This is a genomic window from Sphingobium sp. FG125 (genome assembly GCF_057809795.1).
In genome coordinates this window covers 43,353-66,370 of the sequence record NZ_JBMDKQ010000021.1, presented here as the reverse complement: position 1 = coordinate 66,370, position 23,018 = coordinate 43,353, and the positions used below count along the sequence as shown (strand labels likewise).

Here is a 23,018-nt window from a genome sequence, read left to right as displayed (position 1 = left end):
AGGACGACACCGTACCACCCTTGGGGCGATTCCGGTCCGGGCGACGCTTATGCGTCTGCCTTTGCTGCCATCCTCTGGTCCTGCTCGTCAGACTGTGCTGCTTTGCCAGTATTTTTGGAGGGGGATGAGACCTTCATGATCCTGCCCTCTCCGTCATTAAATAACGATCGTTACTATTTGTCAAGCGGCGTCCGCAAGCTGCTTTGCCGATACCCAGGCACCGTGAACCTGCGCCCGCATCGGCAATGGCATCGGCACGCGAGCGATCGGCCCGGCGGCAATCGCACCGGCCTCCACCACCCAGAGTTCCGACTTGAAATCCGCCTCGCCCGCCTGCCGATCGACGACCATAAGCAGCCAACCGTCATGCCCTTCCTGCGCTGCAGGCACATGCACCGGTTCGCTGATCGCCATGCCCGGCTCCAGCCCCATCATATCGATGCGCCCATTGCCCGGCTCGATCCGCAGCAGCGCGTTGAACGCGAAACCCACCGGCCCACCGGGCAACGGTGGCCCGCCCTGCGGGTTCATCGACAGATACCAGGCCGCCCGATAGGGCCGCCCCTGATCCGCATCGCGCAAGCGCGGCATGTCGCCGGGCGGGCCGACCAGCCGTTCCTCGAACGTCTCACCCTCCTTCGACAGGTCGAAGGTCCAGCGGGTCAACCCGCCCTGAATCTCACGCTGGTCGCGCTGGATGCCACCCGCCTCGCGCATGAAACCGAACGCATTGGTATCCGACAGGCACAGGTCCAGATGGACGAAGCCATCCTCTTCAAAGGCGTTTACCAGATGGAAGGCCGACACGCCCTTGCGTCCCTTGAACCAGCGCATCTCCTCCACCTTGCCATAGCGCGGCATGATGCCGACCCAGCTTTCCAGATCCTGCTGGTGCGCCCAATGCGCTCCGCCCGCCTTCAGCCGGTCGAGATCGGCGGTGGTCGGGAAGATCGGGAAGATCGCGTAATTTTGGGTGATCGCGAAATCATGGATGGTCGAGCAATAGGGCTGGTCGAACCATTGTTCGGATATCAATTTGCCGTCGCGATCGGCGATCGCATAGGATATTTTGGTCGAACATAGCCCGTCGGCCTCATAGCCGAAGAAGAACATTTCGCCGGTTTCCGGGTCCACGCGCGGATGGGCAGTGAAGGTCTGGGATCTAAGCGCGCCATAATAGTCCCAGCGCCCCAGCGTCTCCAGCGTGTCGGGATCGACCTGATAGCCAAGGCCATCCTCCTTGGTCATGAACAGCCGCCCGCCGTGCCAAACCGGCGTGGTATTGGCGACAGTGCGGTCGCGCCCCGCAACGCTGGGATCGTCTGTAAAGGGGTTGCGATACTGGCCGAACAGCGCGCGCCGCGCGTCCTTCTCCAACTGATAGCGCTCGGTTTCGACATAGCGGATCGCATAATCCACCTTGCCGTCATGAATGGCGAATTTCGCGACCATGCCGTCGCCCGACAGCACAATGTCATCATCGAACATCGGCGGATGGGCAGGGTCCGGCACGGCACGGAAGAAAGCGCCGTCAATCTCGGCAGGGATAGTGCCGATCACGTCCAGATTGCGCGCGGACCATTCGATGCCCACGGGTGCGTTCAGCCCGATGAAATGGATGGTCTGGGGATAGCTTGGCATCGCCCTTGGTTCCTTATTCTCTCCTGGGACTTATACTAACATTCGTTACTATTATTGCAAGCGCAGAATGTATGCCGGGGCAACCTTTATGCCGCCGCCTGCGCGTTACGGCGCAGCGTCTTGAGAACATGATCCGCCCCCTTGTCGCCGATCATGATCGCGGTCGCATTGGTGTTGCCCGCGGGTAGCGACGGCATCACCGACGCATCGGCGACCCAAAGCCCGTCCACACCGATGACGCGCAAATCCGCGTCGACCACCGCAGCCGGATCATCGCGATGCCCGATACGCGCGGTGCCGACCGGGTGATAGAGCGGGATCGACGCCATCTTCACATAGTCGCGCAACTGCGCCGCATCTGTGAGCGCCGCGCCGGGGCGCAGTTCCGATTTCACATGCGCCGCAATGGCCGATTGGCGCAGGATATTACGGGCGATGCCGATGCCTTCGACGATCTGCTCTATGTCCAACTCACTGTCGAGTTGCCGGTGCGCGATGACCGGCGGGGCCAGCGGATCGGGTGAGCGAAGTGTGATCCGCCCGCGATGGCTAGGCCGCATCAGTCCGACCAGCGTCGACACGGAAGGATTTTTCCGCAGCATCAACCGGCCTCGCTCGTCAAAGTCGAAGGCGAAGGCAGCAAAGCTGATCTGGAGATTGGGCGCGGGCAAATCCGCCCGGCTTTTGACGAACGCCTGCGCATGACCGATCGCGGTGGTCAGCGCGCCGCGTTTCGCCAAAGCATAGCGCAGCACTTGCCACGCCCCGCGCAACCCCTGCGCATCACTGTTCAGCGTCGCGCCATCGACTTCGTTGACGACATGGGTGCCGACATGATCCTGCAAATTGCGGCCGACGCCAGGCAGGTCGCGCGCCACTTCTATGCCCATATCCGCCAGATGATCGGCCGGGCCGATGCCCGACAGCATCAGCAGTCGCGGCGTATTCATCGCGCCTGCCGACAGCACGACACCATGGCGCGCCCGCAGGATTTTCTCGATTCCATCCTGACGATAGACGATCCCGACCGCGCGCTGATCCTCGATCAGCAGCCGGAGCAATTGCGCCTCCAGCAGAACGGTCGGTGCCTTGCCGCCGCGCCGTTCGTGCAGATAGCCGCGCGCCGCTGAACAGCGCGTGCCGTTGCGCTGCGACACCTGGACATAATCGACGCCCTCGGCGCTCTCACCGTTCAGATCAGTCGAGCGGGCAATGCCCGCCTGTTGCGCTGCCGCGATCCACTGGTCGGTGATCGGATAGCGCGCGCGTCCTTCCGACACGGCGATTGGACCGCCAGTCCCGCGCCAGGCGTCCGCGCCACGCTCATTATCCTCCATCCGCCGGAAATAAGGCAGCACCGACGCATAGTCCCAGCCCTCTGCGCCCATCGCCGCCCACTGGTCATAGTCCCAGCAATGGCCGCGAATGAACATCATGCCGTTGAGCGCGCTCCCCCCGCCCAGCAGCTTGCCCGCCGGCCAGATGTCCGCCCGCCCGCCCAGCGTCGGGTCCGGTTCGACTTGATAGCACCAGTCATAGTCCGGGTTCTGCACGATCGCGCTGGTCAGCGCAGGCACGCGCGAGCGCATATGCCGGTCGGTCTTGCCCGCTTCGATCAGGGTGACGGCCAGCCCGGCTTCGGCCAGCCGCCCGGTCATCGCGGCCCCGGCCGATCCGCCGCCCACGACGATGATGTCGGTATCTTCCATGGATGATCCTAAAAATTCGACATAACGGCGATGCTGGGTGCATCGAGCGGTTTGCCCGCCGCCTTGAGCTTCGTCTCGCGCGCCCGCAGCGCACCCTGCTCGGCGATCAGCCAGGCGTGGATCGCATCGACATCCTGCACCGACAGCAGATCGTCCCAGCGCGGCATCCCGCCCGGTAACAGCAAGCCATCACGCACGATCGCGCCGAACATCTCATGGGTCGCAGGCTGCATCCGGCGCAGGTCGGGCGCGGTCGAACGCAACTGGTTGCTGTGGCAGATGGCGCAATTCTGGAAGAACAGCCCCTGCCCCTGCGCGATCATTGCGAGGGTAACGCCAGGCTTTTGCGCGGGCGGTGCGGATGCGACCTCCAGCGGCGGCAGCGGGTCGGGCATCTTCACCGGGCCACCATCCAGCTTGAACACCAACAACCGGTTGGCATTGCCATAGCGATAGGCCGCGGAATATTCAGGGACGTAGCCCCAGCCGCCGCCGCCAAAGCCGGTCGCCACCGCCACATATTGCACGCCCTTGACCCGATAGGTCAACGGCGCGGCCATGATCGAACTGCCGGTATCAATCTCTTTGAGAACCTTCCCGGTGTCTGCGTCCCGCACCATCAGCTTGCCGCCGATCGAGCCGTGAAACACCAGCCCCGATGCAGTGGCCAGCGTCCCCATCCGGTCCTGCCACCCCTGCGTCGGCACCGCCCATTTCGCCTTGCCGGTCAGTGGATCGATCGCGCGCAGTTCGGAACTATAGGGCTTGTCCTTCACCCATTGCATTTCGGGCAGCTTTTCCACCTGGTCGCGGATCGCAGCGGGCAGCGTCGGCAGCACCTGTTGCAACATCGGCGTGAAGATCAGCGTCGTCTGGACGTTCAGCGCCTTGGCCCGGCGGGCCTGTTCCGGCGTGCCGGGTGGCGGGCCGAACATGAGGTTGCCCATGTCCAGCACATGCGCGAAATAGAGTTTGCGCGTTGGATCATAAGCCGCCGGATACCAGTTGCGCGCGCCTGCCGAGGCTGGATAGACGATGCGCGGGCCGTTCCAGTAATCGACATTTTTGGGCGTCATCTGCGCGACGCCGTCCTTGTCGAACCCCTTGGTCCAGTTGGTGCGGACAAGCGGGTTGATCCGTAACGGCTTGCCGGTTTCCCGGTCGATTACGAACAGATAGCCGTTCTTGGGCGAATGGAGAATGGCGGGGCGGACCTTTCCGTCCACCTCGACATCGGCCAGCACCATCGGCTGGGTCGCGGTAAAATCCCAGCTGTCGCCGGGCGTTTCCTGATAATGCCATTTGACTGCACCGGTCTTGCGATCGAGCGCGACGATGGAGGAGAGATAGAGATTGGTCCCGCCCTTGGGCGAGCGCGTCTTTATCGCATAGGGTCCGCCATTACCGACACCGATATAGACAGTGTCGAAGGCTGGATCATAGTTGATCGCGTCCCACACCGTTCCACCGCCGCCAATGTCCCAGCGGCTGTCCTTGTCCCAGCTCTTGAGCGCGGCATCGAGCGCGGGATTTTCCTGCGGGCCGGATTTGGGATCATGCGGCACTGTGAAGAAGCGCCACGCCTGTTTGCCATCGGCAATGCGATAGGCGGTGACATAGCCGCGTGCGTCATATTCAGCGCCTGCATTGCCGATGATGACAAGGTCACCCGCGACTTCGGGCGCACCCGTGCTGGTGTAGCCGCGGCTGTGGTCGGTGATTGTATCGACCTTCCACCGCACTGCGCCGGTCTTTGCGTCCAGTGCATAGAGCATCCCGTCAAGCGCGCCGACCATCACCTTGCCGTCTGTCACGGCCACGCCGCGATTGGCCTGATCGCAACAGGCTGAACGGTTGGCCTGCATGTCAACCTCCGGCTCGAAGGTCCAGAGCGACGCGCCGGTCGCGGCGTCCAGCGCATAGACCCGGCCGAGATTGCCGCTGGTGTACATCACGCCATCGACCACTACCGGTGTGGCTTCCTGCACCCGGTTGGTGCCCAGATCATGCGACCAGGCGAGGCCGAGCCGTTCGACATTGCCTGCATCGATATCGGTCAGCCGCGAAAAATGGCTGCCGCCGACATCGCCCCCGGTAAAAGGCCAGTCGTCGCCCGCGCCGCCTTTGTCACCCGCTGCGCAACCCGCCAGTAACAGCAAAGCCAGAATCGCGCCTCTCATAGCGGCCAGCTCCCCTTGTGCGCCAGCATGACATCGTGCAGCGATTTGGGCTTCCGGCCCGTGATCCGTTCGACGCAATCCGTGGCCTGCGCAAAATAGCCTTCGCGGATCGACTGGCCGAAGGTGACCATGTCATCGCTCGACCAGGGAATGGGGCCATCGGGCGCGATGTCGGACGCATGGCGGGGGATGCCGAGCGAATCGAAATAGGCAAACATGGCGTCATCATCGACCGGTTCGACCATGATCGGCTTGCCCGCAATGTCGCTGGCCATCGCCATGGCTTGCGGAATGGTGATGAGGTCCGGGCCGGTCAGGGTGTAGGCCTTATTTTCGTGACCCGGCTGGGTCAGCACGCCTACGGCGGTGGCGACGCAATCGTCGCGGCTGACGAAGGCGACCGGGCCATCGGCGCAATTGTCGGGCTTGGTCCCGGCGATCAGCGCGGGGATGACCATCGCGGCGGCGACCGCTTCGGCATATTGGCTGTCGCGCAAATGGGTCCAGGCCGCGCCCGACGCCTCGATGATTTCCTCGGTCGCGCGATGATCATGTTTGACGATGGCGGGATTGCCCGGTTCGTCGGCGGCAATGATCGAGGTGTAGACGATATGGCGCACCCCTTGGCCGACCGCCGCTCCCACCGCATTGCGATGCTGGGCGACGCGGGTGCCAACGCGGGCGGTGCTGATCAGCAGCATCCGTTCGCCCCCTTCCATGGCGGCGGGAAGGGTCGCGGGATCATCGAAATCGGCGAAGCGAACGTCGGCGCCCTTGGCGGCAAAGTCGGCTAACTTAGCAGGAGTGCGCGATAGCAGGATGACGTCCTGCGGCGTGACCTTGTCCAGCAGCAGGGCTGCGGCGGCGCGACCAAATGCGCCGGAAGCCCCTGAAATGATGATCTTTCCCATGCACCCTCTCGCCTATCATTCTTATCGCCAGTTGCGCATAATAGTAACGAATGTTATTGTTGCGTCAAGAGAGTGAAAACAGGAGAGTGACCATCATGCCCAGCCTGCCCATCGAGGACCGGATCGCACTACAGGATCTGATTGCCGCCTACAGCTGGGCGCTGGATACGGGCGATGTCGATGCGCTGGTCGCCTGCTTCACGCCCGACGCGCGCATGGTGGAGGAGGTGTTCGACGAACCCGACATCTGGGAAGGGCATGAGGGGATTCGCGGGATTGCCGAACATTATCGCAACGCGCCGGGCTTTCCGGGTCGCCAGCATCATGTGACCCAGGTTCAATATATGCCGCAGGAGGATGGCAGCTGCACCATGCGGTCCTTCGCCTTCGTCACGGAATGTGAGGGCGAGCCGCCCTATCTGCTACGCTTTACAGGCTGGTATGACGATCATGCGGTCAAGGGCGATGACGGCCAGTGGCGTTTCCGCCGCCGCACCGTGCGGCTGTGGGACGGGCAAGTGCTGAGCAAATTCCCCGGTCGGGGCGAATGGGTGCCGCGCAAGCGGCCGGAGTCGCTGATCATCAAAAGGTAGGCGCGATCAGCGGGACCGTACCAGCACCCAACTGAGCGCTGGTTCCGCTGCTCCCGTGACCGGCGCAACCTCGCACTGCTCCACGCCGCCCAGCGCCAGTTCGGCGAAGGCTTCGGGCCAGCGTGCGCCTGCAAGGCGCGCCAGCGTGGCGATGGTTGCGCCATCGGGCGTGCAGATCGGCACCATTACGCCCACGGCGCGATGCAGGACCAGCGCGACGCGGCGATAACCTGCTTCTGCCGCAATTTCGCCGATCAGCAATTCGTCGCTGCGCCGGGTGACGCCGAACAGTGGTGCCGGTTCGTGCGCCAGCAGGCCACGTAGCTGCCGCACCCGGTCTCCCTCCAGCGCCACAGAAGCGCCGCCCAGCGCGCCGGCCCGCGCGGCAAAGCGCTGTCCTGCGCCAAGCCCTGGATCATGCAGCAACAGCGCCCCGCCCGGTCGCGCTGCCACCGCGCCGCCTAATCCGGCGAGGGCGGACGCCACCGTCGCACTGGCCAGAAAGCCGCGCCGTGTCACGACGGTCATTGTCCCGCCTCCCCGGCCCGCGCCAGATGTTTCGCGATCAGGTCCATGTCCGCGTCGCTCACCTCGCCGCGCGGAATGGCGGGCATGTTGCCGATCCCCATGCGCGCGGCCTGCACCACATAATCGACGGTCAGGTCGGTGCGCTTTTCCAGCAGCGGCTGTTCCGTCCGGCGCGCCAGCAGTCCCGTCCCCATGCCGCCCGGCCCATGGCACATGGCGCATTTTTCCAGATAGAGCCGCTCGCCCGGTCCCGCCTGGGGCCGAGACGAGAGGGTTTCAGGCGCTGGCAAGGGAGGCGGTCCCTTGGCAGCCTGCGCCGGAGCCGGAGCGTTTTCACTCGCCCGGCCGCACGCTGCCCCGGCCAGCACCAGAGCGGACGCTGCCAGCGCGATCCATCCCCGCCGCCTCATGCCCGGCCTCCTGCTTTGCGGGTGGGCCAGATGCCGCTCTTGCCCGGCGCGATCACACCGTTGGGATCGAGCGCATCCTTGACCTTGCGGTTGATCTGCCAGAGCGCCCCCTTGTTGAAATCATAGGTGCCGGCGACCGCATCCATATAGTCGAGATGGGTGCGATATTCGCCATAGCCCTGGACCTTGGCATCGGCGATCAATTGCTTGAGGAAGGGATCGACCCGGCCCATCAGCGCGGGATCATCCTTGTTGATCAGCACGGCGTTCACGTTGATGAGATGGCGTTCGCCGAACGCAAAGCTGGCCTGATAGTCCATGCCAAATTCCTTGTAGCGGGCATAGGTGCGCTGGAACTGCGCCATCGCCGCCGCGCCCGATTGCGGCAATATGGGCGAGAAGCCGACATGGCCGCCGCGTCCGCCATGCCAGTTGGCGTTCTGCATCGGCATGGTCAGCGGCGTGCCGGTCCAGCCGCTCGCCTCCATCGGTTCGCCCGCCTTCCATGTCGTCGGGCGCATCGCCATGGGTTTAAGCGCGCCCATCGCCTGTTCCAGCACCGCATAGGCCGCCTTGTTCACGGACTCGCGACCATAGAGGCGCAGGCTGACGCCCCACCAGCCGACATTGAATTTCTTGCGGATCGCCGCGATCACATCATCGGCGAGGGCGCCGGGCTTGTCGGTCCACTGGTCGCGCGTCGTCACCACGGCGGCGGCGCGCAGCCAGTTGCCGATGGTGGGCGACTGCTGCAACAGCCCTTCGCGTCGCAAGGGAGCGATGGCGTCGATCAACGGTCCCAGATCCTCCGGCCGGTCAAATTCCAGATCCATGCCCATCAGCGATTCGGGCGCAGGCATCAGCCACAGGCCCATTTTGGTGACGATGCCGAAATTGGACTGGACGAACATCTGGTCCCAACTGGGACCAAAGCCGAAGCGATAGAGCTGCCACGTCGGTGCGCCGTCCAGCGCGCCCATGCCGGTGCGCACGACCAGCCCATCGGCCATCACCGCTTCGATACCGCAGATACGCGCCGCATGTTCGCCATAGGGGGTATAGCCGACGCCCCGGTCGAGCGCATTACCGACGACCGATCCCCAGCTGTTGCCCGGCACCGACAGCCAATGCTTCATGCCCCTGGACTTCAGGAAATCATAAAGATCGTAGAAGCCGACCCCCGGCTCCAGCAGCACCGTGCCGTTTGCCTCGTCATAGTCGATCTTCTTCATCCGGCTCATGTCAAGCACGACCGATCCCGCCAGCAGTGGGGCGGAGCCGCCATAGCCCAGATTTTTGCCCCGGCTGATCGGCCAGAGCGACAGGCCGCGTTCCGCCGCGACCCGGACGATCGCCTGCACCTGCTCCACCGTGGCGGGGGCGACCGCACCGGCGGGGTGATGCAGCGCATCGTCGATGGCGAACTTGTCCTGATAGGCAAGCTGGTCCGCCTCATCGAAAAACACATGATCCTTGCCGACGATCGCGGCGAAGGCGGCGATGGTGGCGGGCGGGAGGGGTTGGGCCATGCTGCTAATATGCCTTGTGCTTGGAAAGGGGTTCAGGCCGCCGCCGTCCAGCGGGTGCGCGCCGGGGGACGTGCGCCGCCGTCGAGCCGCAGCACTTCGGCGTTGATCATCGGGCTGCGGATCAGGAACATGGCGGCGTCGGCAAATTCCTGCGCGGTGCCAGCGCGGCGGGGAAATTCCATCCCGTCGATCAGCTCATCAACCAACGCGCTTGGCATATGTGCCGTCATCGGCGTGGCAAAAAAGCCCGGCGCTATCCCGACGCAGCGGATCGCATGGCGCGACAGGTCACGCGCCCAGATCAGCGTCAGTGCAGCCAACGCCGCCTTCGACGCGCCATAAGCGCCCATCCCCTCCTGCCCCTCGAACGAGGCGATCGAGCAGGCATTGAGGATGACGCCGCGTTCGCCATCCGCGCCGTCGGGCGCATTGGCGATCATGGCGTGGGCGACATGGGCGGTGACGGCGAGCGCGCCGATCAGATTGACGTCGATCACCTGGCGAAAAGCGGCAACGTCGCCCGGACCGGCGGGCGTTGCAATGGGACCAATGCCGCCGATGCCCGCCATATTGGCGAGGATAGCGATCGGGCCATGGCGATCTACAATGGCGGTAACAATGGCTGCAAGGGCCGCTTCATCGGTGATGTCGCACGGGATCGACTCGATGTCTGTCAGTGTGGCCAGCTGCCGGTCCAGCACCACGACCCGCGCCCCGGCGTCGCGCAGGGCCAGCGCCACCGCTTCGCCCAGACCCGATGCGCCGCCGGTCACGAGCGCCACTTTGCCCTTCACATCCATCCCGCCTCACTCCGCCGGTCGCGCCGACATTTTTAATAACGATCGTTATCATCTAATGGTGCGATGGCGTTGTCAAGCCAGCGCTATGTCCAGCATTTGACGCCATCATAAAATTCACTTGCCAATTCCGCCTCCGATATTGTATCCCTAGCATACATATTCGGTGAGGCCGCCCCCGGCCCGCCTTTCACAGGACCAGCCAGGGAGCAGGATGATGGAAAACGAAAAAGACGTCGTGTCGGTGCATGTCGAGGACCGGATCGCCTGGGTAAATTTCGCCCGCCCCGCCAAGCGCAACGCGATGAGCCCGACGCTCAACCGGCGCATGATGGATGTGCTGGATGAACTGGAATTTCGCGACGATGTTGGCGTGCTGGTGCTGGGTGGCGAAGGCACTGCCTGGTCGGCGGGCATGGACCTGAAGGAATATTTCCGCGAGACCGAGGCTGACGGCCTGCGCGGCGTGCGCAAGTCGCAGCGCGAAAGCTATGGCTGGTTCCGCCGCCTACGCTGGTTCCAGAAGCCGACTATCGCGATGGTCAATGGCTGGTGCTTTGGCGGCGGTTTTGGCCCATTGTTCGCCTGCGACCTGGCAATCTGCGCCGATGAAGCGCAGTTCGGCCTGTCCGAAATCAACTGGGGCATCCTGCCCGGCGGCGGCGTGACCAAGGTGGTGGTCGACCTGCTGTCGATGCGCGACGCCATGTGGCTGACGCTGACCGGCGACCTGATCGACGGCAAGCAGGCCGCGACCATGCGGCTGGTCAATGAAAGCGTGCCACTCGACCAGTTGAAGGACCGCACCCGCGCGGTTGCCGACAAGCTGCTGGCCAAAAACCCGGTCGCGCTCAAATTCGCCAAGGATGCCGTGCGTCGCGTCAGCACCATGACCTATGACGAGGCCGAGGATTATCTGGTGCGGATGCAGGAAGCGGCCAATTTCCACGACAAGACCGAAGGTCGCAAGGAAGGCATCCGCCAGTTCATCGACGAGAAGAGCTACAAGCCGGGTCTGGGCAGCTATGACCTGTCCAAGGCGAAGGCTGACAGCGACGCCTGATTCTGCTATCCCTCCCGACAGGCGCCGGACAGGATTCGGCGCCTGTTTTTTCATATCCGCGATATATCCATATCCGCGAAACTGTGGCAGGATGCTCCAAACAGGAGGAGGATCTTCATGCCCATTGCCACCACCCATGTCGGCAGCCTGCCGCGCGGCGACGCGCTGACGCCGCTGCTGCTGGCCCGCGACAAGGGCGAGCCTTATGATGCCGAGGCGTTCGATACATTGGTGCAAGCCGCCGTATCGGAGGCCGTGACAGCGCAGATCGAGGCGGGCGTGTCGATCGTCAGCGATGGCGAATTGGGGAAGGTGGGTTACTCCACCTACATGATCGAGCGGCTGTCGGGCTTTGGCGGGCATACCGACCGCAGGCCCGCCGCCGATCTCGCGCCCCTGCCGGAACTGCGGCAGAAGCTCGCGGCAATCATGGGCAGCCAGGATTTCACCCGCGCGTCCTGCATTGGCCCGGTGCGGAAGGTGACGCTGGAGCCGCTGCATGACGATATTCGGCGGTTCAAGGCGGCACTGGCTCCGCATGGCGAGGGGGTCCGGGCGTTCATGAACGCCGCGTCGCCGGGGCTGATCACGGCGTTCCAGGTCAATCGCCATTATCCCAGCCATGAAGCCTATCTGGCCGATCTGGTCGATGCGATGCGCGAGGAATATGAGACGATCGTGGCGGCGGGGTTCGACCTGCAACTAGATTGCCCCGATTTGGCGATGTCGCGGCACACCGGCTATCAGGATGCGAGCGAGGAGGAGTTTCTCAAGATCGCCGCGGCCAACATCGAGGCGCTCAATGCCGCGACCGCCAATATTCCGCCCGAACGGATGCGGATGCATATTTGCTGGGGCAATTATGAAGGGCCGCATGATCATGACATTCCACTGGAAAAGGTGATCGACATCATCCTGCCCGCGCGGCCCGCGACCGTCTTGTTCGAGGGGGCGAACCCCTGCCACGAGCATGAATGGACGGTATGGCGCGACGCGGCCATTCCCGATCATAAAATCCTGGCCCCCGGCCTGATCGATACCTGTTCCAACTATGTCGAGCATCCCGAACTGATCGCCCAGCGGATCGAGCGCTTTGCGCGGATCGTCGGCAAGGAGCGGGTGATCGGCAGCACCGATTGCGGGTTCGGGACGTTCGCGGGCTATGGCAAGATCGACCCTGCGGTGACTTGGAAGAAGCTGCGGTCGCTCCGTGCGGGCGCGGATCTGGCGGACGCGCGGCTGTGACGGCGGAGGAACGGCGCGCTATCGAGGCGGATTGCGCTCGGCTGGTGGCGCTCTATGCTAATTTGAACGATGCGGGCGACTGGCAGGGTGTGGCGGACCTTTATGCGCCCGACGGGCGGATGGCGCGCCCGACGGCACCTGACGATTGGGTGCAGGGGCGTGAGGCGATACTGGCGGCGTTCCTCGCCCGCCCGGCGCGGGTGACGCGGCATATCTGTTCCAATGTCGTGATCGACGTGGTGAGCGCCAGCGAAGCCGTGGGCGAATCGGCGATGCTGTTGTTCACCGGCGATGGCGCGCCTAAGGTCGGGTCGTTCCACGACCGCTTCGTCCTGAGCGCGGCTGGATGGCGCTTTGCCGAGCGGCGGGGCAGCCTGATTTTCTAGGGGAGTTCGCAGGCCATGAATGGCACCACGCCGTCCACCGTCAAATCGGCAATGCGGACCATCGACATCATCGAATATGTCGTCGCGCGGCCCGCTGGCGTGGTGGCGCAGGAGATTGCGGCGGGCCTGACCATTCCAGTCAGCAGCCTGTCCTATCTGCTCGCAACGCTGGTGGAGCGGCATTATCTGGCGCGGGAGGGGCGGCGCTATTTGCCCGGCCCGGCGCTGGCCCGGCTGGCGTCGCCGCGCATGGCGCTGTCGCTGGCGGACAAGGTGCGGCCGCTGGTCAAATCGCTGCGGACCCAGACCAACGAGACCGCCTCCTTCTTCGTGCGCGACGGGTGGCAGCTGGAGGCGATCGTCACCGAGACGGCGGAACAGTCGCTGCGCTATTCGATCAGCGTGGGGACGCGGATTCCGATGCACAGCCTGGCAGCGGGCAAGGCGCTGCTGGCGACGCTGGCGGACGACGAGATCGACGCCTATTTTGCGCAGGTGCCGCTGGAGCCGTTCACGCCGCAGAGCGTCACCGATGTGCGCGCATTGCGGGCAGAGTTGGCGGCGATCCGCGGGTCGGGCGTGGGGCGCACGCGGGAAGAATATACGCCGGGCATTTGTGGGCTGGGCATGGCGGCGATGGTCGATGGCGTCGCGGTCGGCGCGTTCGCCGTCGCCATCCCCCTGCCCCGCTTCACGGCGGAACTGGAAGCGCGTGCGGTGGCGCGGCTGGAACAGGCGGTCGGGCTGTTCGCGGCGGCTGAGGTGGGGACGGAGTGACGGATATGGCGACGCATGATTTTGATCGCCTACCAACTGCAGTTCAGTCCGCCCTAAAGATGGCGGATGGCGTCCATGCGTTGGTGCAGGATGCGAATGATGGCGATGCCGTAACTTGTCGGTCGAAAATAGAGGATGTGCCGCTCGACATTGCGGCGCCGGTAGCCGGGGCGGATGTTGGCGCAATTTTGGGAGTGTTGCGGCGCTTCAGCCAGCTCGGCGCAGATGGTTTCGATGAGATCGATATAGTGCAGGGCCTGGGGGAGGCCCCATTTCGCGACCGTGTAAATCAAATATACCTTCCAGATCGCGCTGGGCGCGCGGACTGAAACGATATTCAGCCATGCTGGGCGGATTTGCGCTGCTTGAATGCGGCGAAATCGAACGGCTCGGCTTCGCCGCTTTGTTCACCCTCGATCAGGGCCTGGCGGATCGTTTCGGCGGCAAAACTGCGTTCCTGTTCGCGGCGGATGAGATCGCGGATGGCTTCGCTGTCATTGGTGTAGCTACCCGCCTCGATCTGCGCAGCGATCCAGGCATCCTGCTGCACGGTAAGCGTGATGGTCTTGCGAACGGTCGCCATGGTGGACCTCCAGACAGTGCTACCGATAATCATATTATTGGTGCAGTTTAGCGCGGCCCCATATTTGCAGCAACCCCAAACGAAAACGGGGGACGCCTTTCGGTGTCCCCCGTTCCTCCCGCTCAGAGAGTCTGATCAGGCTTTCTTGGTGCGCCAGCCGTCGGCGTAATTGTCGCGGGCGGCTTCCGAGTAAGGGACCGAGGAGACGATCGCCTTGATTTCGGTCTGGACGTGGGGTTCGACGGTCGGCTTGGACGTGCCGCCATTGGGTTCGCCCCACAGCAGCGTCACTTCGGTGCCGGGTTCGGCGAACTCCGCATCGACCATCGCCAGCGCCAGGAAGCGACCGGCATTGATGGTGTAGCCGATCCAGGTGGACAGGCCGATGGTCTTGCCGTCCTTGAGCACCGCGTCATAGGGGTGCATACAATAGACCGCGCTGGGGAATTCCAGGAACTTGGCCTTGTCGCCGGTCTGGAGCATCGAACTCATGACGCGGACGATGTCCTCATTGTCGAGGGCCAGCGTCACCTTCTGGCGGTGCGGCTGATCCTTGACCTTTTCGAGCGCTTCGCGGCCGATAAAGTCATGGTCGAACTTGACCATGATGCCATAGCCCAGCTCCCACGGGTTGAGGTAATAATCCTCGATCTTGTCGGAAACGAAGCTGCCGCCGAGCGAGCACATGCCTTCATAGGATTTGGCGGGCAGCCATTCGCGGAACGCCTTGGAACCTTCGCCGGTATAGGTGGCGGGCAGCGGCGACGGGATCCAGCCGGATTCCAGCGTGTTCGACGAATAGGTACGGCCACCGCACAGGGTCAGGCCATGATCCTTGCCCGCTTCGATCAGCGCGTTGCGGACGGTGTCATAATCCTTCCACGGGCCAAACAGCTCATAACCCGGCTGGCCGGCCATGCCGTGGCGCAGCGCGCGCACTTCGACGCCCGCGATCATGATCGGCGCCATGTGGAAGAATTTAAGGTCCGGCGGGGTCTGGCCCATCGCCTTTTCCAGCACGGGCATGGCGTTTGGCCCCTGCAGCTGGAAGCGATAGTTGCGGCGGTAACCCTGCTGGTCCAGCGGGCGGGCGGCGGTGCGCTCGTCGCGTTCGACCTTCACGTCCCACTTGCCGGTCGAGGCCCAATATTCGACCCATTCGATCGAGGGCGCGCGGCCGACCAGCTCGAACTTTTCTTCTTCCAGATAGAAGAGGATGACGTCGCCGATGACAAAGCCTTCGGGCGTGACGGGGGCGAACTGCTTGGCGCGGTTCGGCACAAAGCCCTTGAAGCTGTTGGGGGCGAGGTAGGACAGCATATCGAACGCGCCGGGACCGGTGACGAGCAGGTCGACCATGTGGAAGCTCTGGTTGAACAGGACCGAGCTTTCCGCCCAGCTGCGCTGTTCGTCGCGCCAGTTGCTATATTCGCCCGGAACGCCCGGATAGGCGTTGGGCCCGACCTGCTGGTTGCGCAGGAATTCGACGATGTCGCCCTTTTCATCGAGCAGTTGTTGCAGGGACTTGTCGGTCATTCAAACCTCTCCTTTGGCATGATTGGAAATGTTAGGGAAATCGGGTGCAGCGGGGATGGTGAGCCATTCCCCGACCAACCTGTTGAACGCCTGTGGCGCTTCGGCCGGCATCATATGGCCTGCGCCTTCGACGACGCGTAGTTGCGCGCCGGGAATGGCAGCGACGATCGCCTCATGCTGGGCGACAGGGGACCATTGATCCTGGCGTCCGACCATTGCGATCGTCGGGCAGGCGATGGTCGGCAGCAGCGCATCGACCGAAGGGCGGTTGAGCAGCGCCTCGATCTGCGCCTCAAACGTTGAAAGCCCCGCCGAGACGGCCATGGCGTAGAGGCTGTCCATCAGGGGTTCGTTGCGCAGACCCGCAAAGCCAACCATCGGCGGCAGCCAGCGTGCAACCAGCGCGGCCATGCCCTGTTCGCGACCAATGTCGCGCAGCGCATAGCGCGCTTCGCGTTCGCCGGACTTGGGGCTGTGGACGCCGGTGTCGACCAGCGCGAGTCGCTCGACCCGTTCGGGTGCCTTGCGCACAAGCTCCAGCGCAATGCGCGCGCCCATGGAGTGACCGAGCAGCGACACGCGCGCGGGCATCCGGGCGAGCGCATAGTCAGCCATCGCTTCGATCCGGTCGCACCCAGCGTAAAAGCCGTCAATCACCTGGGCTGCGGGGAAAGCAGCGACCAGTTCAGCGAACATGCGCGAATCGCACATCAACCCCGGAAGGATGATGAGCGGCGCAGCCTGGCTGCCCTGATCAGATGTTTTCGTATCCATGAAGTTTTCATCTATACGAATGTTTACGGATAGGCTAGGGGAAAAATGCGTCAGGGAGAGGCACGCCGCATTCATCCAGCGCGCCGCCCCTGATCGAACGCTACCGGGAGAGAGACATGAGCCTGCCGTCGATCCATCCGAACTGGGATTTGCCGCCAAAGGGCATGACCGATGGCTATTCGCTGGAAATCACGGCGAAAGACATTGACGCCCTGCGCGAGGCCGCGCCCGCCATGGCCCCTGAAACCCCGGTCGCCGTCACCTTCCTGCCGGGCGAATCGCTGGAGGCGCGGATCGAGGCGGCGCGGACGGTGCGGGCGCTGGGTTTTGAACCGATGCCGCATTTTTCCGCCCGCCGCCTGGAGTCGGGCGATGATTTCGAGACCTATTTGGCCGCCGTGGTGCGCGAAGCGGGCGTTACCCGCTGCTTCATCATTGCGGGCGATCCGCCCGAAGCCGCCGGTCCCTATACAGACAGCATGTCGCTGATTCGCACCGGGGCGTTCGAGCGGGCGGGGATCAAGGCAATTGGCGTCGGAGGGCATCCCGAAGGCCATCCCAATATGACCCCGGACCAGTGTTTTGATGTGCTGATCGCCAAATGCGCGGAGATTGAAGCGCGCGGCATGGCCCCGCTGATCGTCACCCAGTTCAGTTTCGACGCAGCGCCGGTGCTGTCCTGGCTGGCAGAATTGCGCGAACGCGGCATCCATGCGCCGGTTCGGATCGGCATTCCCGGCCCTGCCGGGATCAAGACGCTGATGCGCTTTGCCGCACGCTGTGGCGTGGGCGCTTCGGCGTCGGTGCTGACCAAATATGGCATTTCGATCACCAAGCTGATCGGCACCGCCGGTCCCGACAAGCTGGTCGACGCTCTTGGCAAAGGGCTGGGAAGCCAGCATGGCAAGGTGCGACTGCATTTCTATCCATTTGGCGGCCTCGCCCGCACGGTCGAATGGATCAACGATTATACAACAAGCCGCTAAAGGCGGCGCGACTTGAGCGGAGAAGCGATGTGACCGAGATTTGCACCCTGACCCTGCAATGCGACGACCGGCCCGGCCTGGTGGCCGATGTCGCCGGCTTTCTGGCGCAGCAGGGCGGCAATATTACCGACGCCCAGCAGTTTAACGACAAGCTGACCGACCGTTTCTTCATGCGGGTGGAGTTTGAGGCGGCGGACGACAGCGTCGACGGGCTGCGCGCGGCCTTTACCAATGTGGCGCAGAAGCGTGGCATGGAATGGAGCCTGCGTCGCCGCAGCGAAAGGCAGAAGGTGCTGCTGCTGGTCAGCAAGTTCGACCATTGCCTGGGCGACCTGCTGTATCGCTGGCGGATCGGTGAGCTGGACATGGATGTGGTGGGCATCATCTGCAACCATCCGCGCGAGGCGCTGACCATATCTCTGATCGGCAATGTCCCCTTCCACCATCTGCCAGTGACGAAGGACACAAAGGCCGAGCAGGAGGCGCGGATCAAGGCAATCGTTGACGAGACGGGCGCGGACCTCATTGTGCTGGCGCGCTACATGCAGATTTTGAGCGACGATCTGGCCGGGTTCGTGTCCGGCCGGTGCATCAATATCCATCACAGCTTCCTGCCCGGCTTCAAGGGCGCCAAGCCCTATCATCAGGCGCATGAGCGCGGGGTGAAGATGATCGGTGCGACGGCGCATTATGTGACCGCGGACCTGGATGAAGGGCCGATCATCCACCAGGATGTCGAGGCGATCGGCCATGCCGACACGCCCGACGATCTGGTACGCAAGGGCCGCGACATTGAACGACGGGTGCTGGCGACAGCAGTCCAGCATCATTTGCAGGGCCGGGTGTTCCTGAACGGCGCGCGCACCGTCGTCTTCAAGGCCTGACCATGGCGCAGATCATTGACGGACGCGCGATGGCGCGCGCCCTGTCGGACGAGACCGCCGCGCGGGTGGCGACGCTGGTCGAACGGACCGGCCAGCCGCCCGCGCTGGCGGTGGTGCTGGTCGGCGACGATCCGGCGAGCCATGTTTATGTGCGGCGCAAGATCAGCGAATGTCGGCGCGTTGGGATTACCTCGATCGAGCATCGGCTGCCGGTCGATTGCCCGCAGGCAGAGTTGCTGGCGCTGATCGACGCGCTGAACGCGGATGCGGCGGTGCATGGCATATTGATCCAGCTGCCGCTGCCTGCAGGGATCGACGCGGCGCTGGTGCTGGACCGGATCGACCCGGCCAAAGATGTGGACGGATTCCATCCGGTCAATGTCGGGCGATTGTCCACCGGGACTGGCGGGCTGGTGCCCTGTACCCCGCTGGGGATCATGAAACTGCTCGACAGCGTGATCGACGATTATCGAGGCTTGAACGCGGTAGTGATCGGCAAGTCCAATATCGTGGGCAAGCCCGTCGCAATGCTGTTGCTGGAGCGGGAGGCGACGGTGACCGTCACCCACATCGAAACGCTGCACCTGCCCGATATTGCGCGCAAGGCCGACATCATCGTCGCGGCCGCAGGGGCGCCGCATCTGGTGCGAGGCTATTGGGTCCGGCCGGGCGCGATTGTGATCGACGTCGGCATCAATCGCATTACAGAGGCCGACAATAGCACGCGCATCATCGGCGATTGCGCTACCCACGAACTCGACCATGCCAAGGCGGTGACGCCGGTGCCGGGCGGGGTTGGGCCGATGACCATCGCCTGCCTGCTCAGCAATACCGTGTTGGCGGCCGAAAGGAGCCAAAATGCCTGAGACAATCTGCACCACCCGCGTGAAGGTGCGCGACCTGCCCTTGTTGGCCGACATCGGCATCAACCCCGACGAGATCGGTCGTCGCCAGCCTCTGGTGATCTCGGTCGATCTGCTCCTGTCCGCCGACCGGGTGGACGGGATTGGCGACACGGTCGATTATCGCAAGGTCGCGCAGGCAGCCGAAGATCTGGCTTTGGTCCATATCCCGCTGATCGAGACATTTGCACAGAAATTGGGCGAACGGTGCCTGGACTTTGCCTGCGTGGTCGAGGCGCGGATCAGCGTGGACAAGCCGTTCGCGCTAACCCGCGGGCTGGCGGGGGTCGAGGTGACGGTGCGGCGGGACTAATTTTCGTCCGAGGGGCGGATGCGCGAGGCCAGCAGGACCAGCGCGGCGATAGCTGAGCCCAGCGCCAGCAACAGCGATGTGGTGCCTCGCCCGGCCCCGGCGGCCAACAGTTGACCCGCCGCGAAGGGCCCGAAGGCCGCGCCGAAGCGGCCGAAGCCGATGACAGCGCCAGTACCCGTCGCGCGCAGGGTGGTGGGATAAACGTTAGCGATCAGCGCGTAGAGGCCGACCACCGAGCCGTTGGACAGGAAGCCCAGGATGAATGCCGCGCCCTGAAGCAGGACCAGTTCGGGCGGGACGGCACCGAAGGCGGCGACTGCCACTGCGGCACCGGCGAGGCCGAAGATGACGAGTGGGCGCAGGCCGAGGCGGGGCGACAGCAGGCCGAGCATCAGCCCGCCGATCGCGCCGCCCGAATTCATGAATACGGACACGATCGTAGCCCGCGACGGATCGAACCCCAGCGCCACGACCAGCGAGGGTGCCCAGCCAAGCGCATAATAGAAGGTCATCATGTGCAGGCCGTACATGACGATCAGCGCAATGGTGGTGACGCGGTAGCGGTCGGCAAACAGTGACCGCATTGATGCTTTGGGTTCGTTGAGCGCCACCAGTTGCGCCGCCTGCGGCTGGCCAAGCCGTCGCAATATCGCGTTGATCCGCGCGAGTGCGTCCGGCCCGCCGCGCGTCGCCAGCCAGCCGATCGATTCGGGCAGGCAGGCCAGCACCAGCGGCACCATGACCAGCGTGGCCACGCCGCCGAACAGGAATATCGCCTCCCACCCCTGCGTCCGCAATAATTGCGCCGCGCCCCAGCCGCCGATGATGCCGCCGACCGGATAGCCAGCCGCCATGATGCTGACCGCCAGGTCGCGGCGGCGGCGGTTGGCAAATTCCGCCGACATGGCGTTGATCGCCGCCAGCATCGCCCCTAGCCCCAGTCCGGTGAGCGCTCGGAGCAGGCCGAGCGACACCACGCCAGTGGCAAAGGCCGACGCGAACATGCCGACCGTCATGATGGCAAGACAAAGCAAAATCTGGCGGCGACGGCCGATACGGTCGGCCAGTTGGCCCAAGGTTAGCGATCCGACGACCATGCCAACAAGGCCTGTCGAGACAATGATACCGATCGCGCCGGGTCCGATCGCCCAGTCCTTCGCAATGCCGGGCGCAGCAAAGGTGACAGCCAGCACGTCGAAGCCATCGAGCGCGTTTAAGAGAAAGCAGACAGCGATCGCGACAATCTGCGGCAGGCGCATCGGACTGTTGGCCATGATGCTGCGCGGGTCATCCGCTGGCAGGGTGGCGATGGCCATATTCATCCTCTCCTGTCACGCCGTGCAGTCGCTATGGCGATATTGTATGCTGATGACACAATTAGGCGATCCTGCCCGCTTGCGCCAGCCCCATGATAAATGTAACGATCGTTATTAAATGGGTAGAGGGTGCGGATATTTATGACCGATGCGAGCCGGATAACGGCCAGGGAAAGCACGCAGCCCAGCCTGCTGCTGGGGATCGGCTTTGGCTTTCTGTCATCGCTTGGTCCCCTGGCGATCGACCTCTATCTGCCCGCCATGCCGGGTATGGCGCGCGAGCTGGCAGCCGATAGCGGCGCAGTGCAGCGGACCTTGTCTGCCTTTTTCCTGGGGCTGGCACTGGCGCAGATTCCGCTCGGCACGCTGGGCGACCGGTTTGGGCGACGCTGGCCGCTCATTGGCGGGCTGATGCTGTTCATCGTCGCATCTACTGCCTGCGCGCTGGCGACCAGTCTGGAGCAGTTGATCGCGTTTCGCTTCCTCCAGGGGATGGGCGCGTGCGCGGGGACGTCGAGCGTGCGGGCCATGATCCGCGACCGGCATAGCGGGCATCGCGCAGCGCAGTTGATGGCGTTCACCTTTCTGGTGATCGGCATTTCGCCGGTGCTGGCCCCGCTGGCAGGGAGCTACTTATTGCAGCTGACAAGCTGGCGCGGGCTGTTCGGGTTGCTGGCTGGCGGCGGTCTGGTGGCGATCGTGGCGGTGCTGCTGTTCCTGCCAGAATCGCTGCCGCCGGAGCGGCGGGTGGTGCGTCAGTCGATGCTGATATCCTACGGGCACCTGCTGGCGACCCCGGCCTTTGTCGGCTGGACACTGGTGGCGGGATTGGCGACGACCATCCCCTTTGCCTTCGTGACCGCCGCCCCCTTTGTGTTCAGCATCGGCTTTGCCCTGAGCGCGCATGAATATAGTCTGTTGCTGGCGCTGAACGCCGTGACGTCCATCATCGCGACCCAATTTGCGCCGGGCCTGATGCAGCGGCTGGGCGCGCGGCGGCTGGTGCTGAGCGTCGCGAGCGTTGCGATTGCCGCGACAGCGGTGATTGCGCTGGTAGCGGCGCGGCAGGCTATGCCGTTGCTGCTGTTCCAGCTTTATTCGATGCTGTTGTTCGCGATTGCAGGCCTGATCCTGACCCCGGCGGCGATTTCGGCGCTGGATGCGGCGGCGGGCGGGGCGGGCGCGGCGGCGGGATTGCTGGGTACGCTGCAACTGGCGATCACGGCGGTGGCGAGCGGGGTTGTGTCGCTGTTGCCGTCCTTCACGGTGCTACCGCTGGTCGGCGTGTTGGGGGGGGCGTTCGTCATCATGTGGGTGACGGGCATGGCGATCGGGGCGCGAACTGGAAGCACTGCTCGCCCTGATTAGCCATTACTCCACAATGATTAGGCGTCCGCGTCGTCGGGGCGGGTGGATTCGAGGAAGCGGCTATTGCCTGCCTCGTCCTTGGCTTCGAGCGTGTCGACCAGCGTGTCGAGGAAATGGTTGAGCGTATCGACCTGCGCGGCTTCCAGCCCGGACACCAGATAGTCGGCGACCTTGTCCGTCTGGGGGCGCATCAACAGATAGAGGCGCCGGCCTTCCTCGGTCAGCACGAGCGTTTTGCGCCGTTTATTGCTGGCGTCACGCTCTACCGTGATGCGGCCATGTTTTTGCAGCGCGGCAACGGCGCGCGAGACGCTCATCGGGTTCACGCCCGTCATTTCCGCCAGTTCGTGACTGGCGGAATTGGGGAAGCGGCCGATCAGCATCAGCAGGCGAAATTCGTTGAGGCTGATCTTGTAGCGATGCTCCAGATAGGTGGAGAAGGGCGCCATCAATTTATTGGCCAGCCGCAATATGCGGTGCAGCGTATCGGACTGGCTGACTTCGTCAGCACGGGACCGGGGCGACTTGCGTGGCGCGGTCGGGCTTTTGGGCGCAATACTGTTCGACATGGCTTTCCGATAGGACAT

At 63.9% G+C, this 23,018-nt stretch carries 24 protein-coding genes; 10 read left to right on the top strand and 14 right to left on the bottom strand.

Translation table 11 applies throughout. The features are described from left to right. Window positions 1-180 precede the first annotated feature (180 nt). From nov2 to ACODSR_RS17425, 4 genes are all read right to left on the bottom strand, one after another. Window positions 181-1,641, bottom strand: coding sequence for a lignostilbene-alpha,beta-dioxygenase NOV2 (gene nov2, locus ACODSR_RS17440; RefSeq protein WP_489077896.1), 1,461 nt, complete (start codon window positions 1,639-1,641; stop codon window positions 181-183). An 86-nt stretch (window positions 1,642-1,727) separates the two neighbouring features. Beyond that, window positions 1,728-3,350 (bottom strand): GMC family oxidoreductase, encoded by a 1,623-nt coding sequence (locus tag ACODSR_RS17435; protein WP_489077895.1) that lies wholly within the window; start codon window positions 3,348-3,350, stop codon window positions 1,728-1,730. 8 nt (window positions 3,351-3,358) lie between these two features. Then, window positions 3,359-5,530: a PQQ-dependent dehydrogenase, methanol/ethanol family gene (locus tag ACODSR_RS17430; protein WP_489077894.1), complete on the bottom strand. Its 2,172-nt coding sequence runs from the start codon at window positions 5,528-5,530 to the stop codon at window positions 3,359-3,361. After that, window positions 5,527-6,441 (bottom strand): NAD(P)H-binding protein, encoded by a 915-nt coding sequence (locus ACODSR_RS17425; RefSeq protein WP_489077893.1) that lies wholly within the window; start codon window positions 6,439-6,441, stop codon window positions 5,527-5,529. The genes ACODSR_RS17430 and ACODSR_RS17425 overlap by 4 nt, the downstream gene beginning before the upstream one ends. Window positions 6,442-6,536: 95 nt before the next feature. Here ACODSR_RS17425 and ACODSR_RS17420 point away from each other — a divergent pair, with 95 nt between their 5' ends. After that, window positions 6,537-7,034, top strand: a complete 498-nt coding sequence (locus ACODSR_RS17420; protein ID WP_489077892.1) for a nuclear transport factor 2 family protein — start codon at window positions 6,537-6,539, stop codon at window positions 7,032-7,034. Between the two features lie 6 nt (window positions 7,035-7,040). Here ACODSR_RS17420 and ACODSR_RS17415 read toward each other — a convergent pair whose 3' ends face one another. The 4 genes from ACODSR_RS17415 to ACODSR_RS17400 are packed head-to-tail and all read right to left on the bottom strand — an operon-like array spanning window position 7,041 to window position 10,301. Continuing rightward, a complete protein-coding gene (locus ACODSR_RS17415) occupies window positions 7,041-7,562 on the bottom strand; it encodes a hypothetical protein (protein WP_489077891.1) in 522 nt (173 codons plus the stop codon). Beyond that, complete coding sequence (locus ACODSR_RS17410) at window positions 7,559-7,972, bottom strand: c-type cytochrome (protein WP_489077890.1); 414 nt, start codon at window positions 7,970-7,972, stop codon at window positions 7,559-7,561. Before ACODSR_RS17410 ends, ACODSR_RS17415 begins: the two co-directional genes overlap by 4 nt. Next, window positions 7,969-9,501, bottom strand: coding sequence for an FAD-binding oxidoreductase (locus ACODSR_RS17405; protein WP_489077889.1), 1,533 nt, complete (start codon window positions 9,499-9,501; stop codon window positions 7,969-7,971). The genes ACODSR_RS17410 and ACODSR_RS17405 overlap by 4 nt, the downstream gene beginning before the upstream one ends. Window positions 9,502-9,533: 32 nt before the next feature. Beyond that, window positions 9,534-10,301 (bottom strand): SDR family NAD(P)-dependent oxidoreductase, encoded by a 768-nt coding sequence (locus ACODSR_RS17400; RefSeq protein WP_489077888.1) that lies wholly within the window; start codon window positions 10,299-10,301, stop codon window positions 9,534-9,536. 211 nt (window positions 10,302-10,512) lie between these two features. Here ACODSR_RS17400 and ACODSR_RS17395 point away from each other — a divergent pair, with 211 nt between their 5' ends. From ACODSR_RS17395 to ACODSR_RS17380, 4 genes are all read left to right on the top strand, one after another. After that, window positions 10,513-11,361 (top strand): p-hydroxycinnamoyl CoA hydratase/lyase, encoded by an 849-nt coding sequence (locus ACODSR_RS17395; RefSeq protein ID WP_489077887.1) that lies wholly within the window; start codon window positions 10,513-10,515, stop codon window positions 11,359-11,361. 117 nt (window positions 11,362-11,478) lie between these two features. Beyond that, on the top strand, window positions 11,479-12,606 hold the full coding sequence (locus ACODSR_RS17390) for a cobalamin-independent methionine synthase II family protein (protein ID WP_489077886.1): 1,128 nt from the start codon (window positions 11,479-11,481) through the stop codon (window positions 12,604-12,606). Next, on the top strand, window positions 12,603-12,992 hold the full coding sequence (locus tag ACODSR_RS17385; RefSeq protein WP_489077885.1) for a nuclear transport factor 2 family protein: 390 nt from the start codon (window positions 12,603-12,605) through the stop codon (window positions 12,990-12,992). The genes ACODSR_RS17390 and ACODSR_RS17385 overlap by 4 nt, the downstream gene beginning before the upstream one ends. A 15-nt stretch (window positions 12,993-13,007) precedes the next feature. Further along, window positions 13,008-13,769, top strand: coding sequence for an IclR family transcriptional regulator (locus tag ACODSR_RS17380; protein ID WP_489077884.1), 762 nt, complete (start codon window positions 13,008-13,010; stop codon window positions 13,767-13,769). 53 nt (window positions 13,770-13,822) lie between these two features. On the opposite strand, the gene ACODSR_RS17375 is transcribed toward ACODSR_RS17380, so the two are convergent. The 4 genes from ACODSR_RS17375 to ACODSR_RS17360 form a co-directional block, all read right to left on the bottom strand. Further along, window positions 13,823-14,062: a type II toxin-antitoxin system RelE/ParE family toxin gene (locus ACODSR_RS17375; RefSeq protein WP_489077883.1), complete on the bottom strand. Its 240-nt coding sequence runs from the start codon at window positions 14,060-14,062 to the stop codon at window positions 13,823-13,825. Window positions 14,063-14,106: 44 nt separating this feature from the next. Next, window positions 14,107-14,352 carry a type II toxin-antitoxin system ParD family antitoxin gene (locus ACODSR_RS17370; RefSeq protein ID WP_489077882.1) on the bottom strand — a complete coding sequence of 82 codons (246 nt, stop codon included), beginning with the start codon at window positions 14,350-14,352 and terminating at the stop codon, window positions 14,107-14,109. 135 nt (window positions 14,353-14,487) lie between these two features. Further along, window positions 14,488-15,888: a syringate O-demethylase gene (desA, locus tag ACODSR_RS17365; protein WP_489077881.1), complete on the bottom strand. Its 1,401-nt coding sequence runs from the start codon at window positions 15,886-15,888 to the stop codon at window positions 14,488-14,490. Further along, window positions 15,889-16,662 carry an alpha/beta fold hydrolase gene (locus ACODSR_RS17360; protein ID WP_489077880.1) on the bottom strand — a complete coding sequence of 258 codons (774 nt, stop codon included), beginning with the start codon at window positions 16,660-16,662 and terminating at the stop codon, window positions 15,889-15,891. A 116-nt stretch (window positions 16,663-16,778) separates the two neighbouring features. Between ACODSR_RS17360 and ACODSR_RS17355 the strand changes: the two genes are divergently transcribed. Genes ACODSR_RS17355 through ACODSR_RS17340 form a run of 4 tightly spaced genes read left to right on the top strand, consistent with a single transcriptional unit; the run spans window position 16,779 to window position 19,747 of the window. Then, entirely contained in the window at window positions 16,779-17,648 is an 870-nt protein-coding gene (locus ACODSR_RS17355; RefSeq protein WP_489077879.1) for a methylenetetrahydrofolate reductase, read from the top strand. 29 nt (window positions 17,649-17,677) lie between these two features. After that, a complete protein-coding gene (gene purU, locus ACODSR_RS17350; protein WP_294134071.1) occupies window positions 17,678-18,532 on the top strand; it encodes a formyltetrahydrofolate deformylase in 855 nt (284 codons plus the stop codon). A gap of 2 nt (window positions 18,533-18,534) precedes the next feature. After that, window positions 18,535-19,398 carry a bifunctional methylenetetrahydrofolate dehydrogenase/methenyltetrahydrofolate cyclohydrolase FolD gene (gene folD, locus ACODSR_RS17345; RefSeq protein ID WP_489077878.1) on the top strand — a complete coding sequence of 288 codons (864 nt, stop codon included), beginning with the start codon at window positions 18,535-18,537 and terminating at the stop codon, window positions 19,396-19,398. Then, entirely contained in the window at window positions 19,391-19,747 is a 357-nt protein-coding gene (locus ACODSR_RS17340; protein ID WP_294134076.1) for a dihydroneopterin aldolase, read from the top strand. Before folD ends, ACODSR_RS17340 begins: the two co-directional genes overlap by 8 nt. Here the strand turns inward: ACODSR_RS17340 and ACODSR_RS17335 are convergent. Continuing rightward, window positions 19,744-21,063: an MFS transporter gene (locus tag ACODSR_RS17335; RefSeq protein WP_489077877.1), complete on the bottom strand. Its 1,320-nt coding sequence runs from the start codon at window positions 21,061-21,063 to the stop codon at window positions 19,744-19,746. The genes ACODSR_RS17340 and ACODSR_RS17335 overlap by 4 nt on opposite strands. Before the next feature lie 141 nt (window positions 21,064-21,204). Between ACODSR_RS17335 and ACODSR_RS17330 the strand changes: the two genes are divergently transcribed. Beyond that, complete coding sequence (locus tag ACODSR_RS17330; RefSeq protein ID WP_489077876.1) at window positions 21,205-22,431, top strand: multidrug effflux MFS transporter; 1,227 nt, start codon at window positions 21,205-21,207, stop codon at window positions 22,429-22,431. A 17-nt stretch (window positions 22,432-22,448) separates the two neighbouring features. On the opposite strand, the gene ACODSR_RS17325 is transcribed toward ACODSR_RS17330, so the two are convergent. Beyond that, window positions 22,449-23,018, bottom strand: coding sequence for a MarR family winged helix-turn-helix transcriptional regulator (locus ACODSR_RS17325; protein ID WP_489077875.1), 570 nt, complete (start codon window positions 23,016-23,018; stop codon window positions 22,449-22,451).

Bases quoted from the DNA above. Each gene is read 5' to 3' on its own strand.
- ACODSR_RS17430 (WP_489077894.1), bottom strand. From the start codon at position 5,530: ATGAGAGGCGCGATTCTGGCTTTGCTGTTACTGGCGGGTTGCGCAGCG.
- ACODSR_RS17420 (WP_489077892.1), top strand. From the start codon at position 6,537: ATGCCCAGCCTGCCCATCGAGGACCGGATCGCACTACAGGATCTGATT.
- ACODSR_RS17325 (WP_489077875.1), bottom strand. From the start codon at position 23,018: ATGTCCTATCGGAAAGCCATGTCGAACAGTATTGCGCCCAAAAGCCCG.
- ACODSR_RS17380 (WP_489077884.1), top strand. From the start codon at position 13,008: ATGAATGGCACCACGCCGTCCACCGTCAAATCGGCAATGCGGACCATC.
- ACODSR_RS17355 (WP_489077879.1), top strand. From the start codon at position 16,779: ATGAGCCTGCCGTCGATCCATCCGAACTGGGATTTGCCGCCAAAGGGC.
- ACODSR_RS17360 (WP_489077880.1), bottom strand. From the start codon at position 16,662: ATGGATACGAAAACATCTGATCAGGGCAGCCAGGCTGCGCCGCTCATC.
- ACODSR_RS17340 (WP_294134076.1), top strand. From the start codon at position 19,391: ATGCCTGAGACAATCTGCACCACCCGCGTGAAGGTGCGCGACCTGCCC.
- ACODSR_RS17390 (WP_489077886.1), top strand. From the start codon at position 11,479: ATGCCCATTGCCACCACCCATGTCGGCAGCCTGCCGCGCGGCGACGCG.
- desA (WP_489077881.1), bottom strand. From the start codon at position 15,888: ATGACCGACAAGTCCCTGCAACAACTGCTCGATGAAAAGGGCGACATC.
- ACODSR_RS17435 (WP_489077895.1), bottom strand. From the start codon at position 3,350: ATGGAAGATACCGACATCATCGTCGTGGGCGGCGGATCGGCCGGGGCC.
- ACODSR_RS17395 (WP_489077887.1), top strand. From the start codon at position 10,513: ATGATGGAAAACGAAAAAGACGTCGTGTCGGTGCATGTCGAGGACCGG.
- ACODSR_RS17335 (WP_489077877.1), bottom strand. From the start codon at position 21,063: ATGGCCATCGCCACCCTGCCAGCGGATGACCCGCGCAGCATCATGGCC.
- ACODSR_RS17370 (WP_489077882.1), bottom strand. From the start codon at position 14,352: ATGGCGACCGTTCGCAAGACCATCACGCTTACCGTGCAGCAGGATGCC.
- ACODSR_RS17410 (WP_489077890.1), bottom strand. From the start codon at position 7,972: ATGAGGCGGCGGGGATGGATCGCGCTGGCAGCGTCCGCTCTGGTGCTG.
- ACODSR_RS17330 (WP_489077876.1), top strand. From the start codon at position 21,205: ATGACCGATGCGAGCCGGATAACGGCCAGGGAAAGCACGCAGCCCAGC.
- ACODSR_RS17425 (WP_489077893.1), bottom strand. From the start codon at position 6,441: ATGGGAAAGATCATCATTTCAGGGGCTTCCGGCGCATTTGGTCGCGCC.
- ACODSR_RS17415 (WP_489077891.1), bottom strand. From the start codon at position 7,562: ATGACCGTCGTGACACGGCGCGGCTTTCTGGCCAGTGCGACGGTGGCG.
- ACODSR_RS17405 (WP_489077889.1), bottom strand. From the start codon at position 9,501: ATGGCCCAACCCCTCCCGCCCGCCACCATCGCCGCCTTCGCCGCGATC.
- nov2 (WP_489077896.1), bottom strand. From the start codon at position 1,641: ATGCCAAGCTATCCCCAGACCATCCATTTCATCGGGCTGAACGCACCC.
- folD (WP_489077878.1), top strand. From the start codon at position 18,535: ATGGCGCAGATCATTGACGGACGCGCGATGGCGCGCGCCCTGTCGGAC.
- ACODSR_RS17400 (WP_489077888.1), bottom strand. From the start codon at position 10,301: ATGGATGTGAAGGGCAAAGTGGCGCTCGTGACCGGCGGCGCATCGGGT.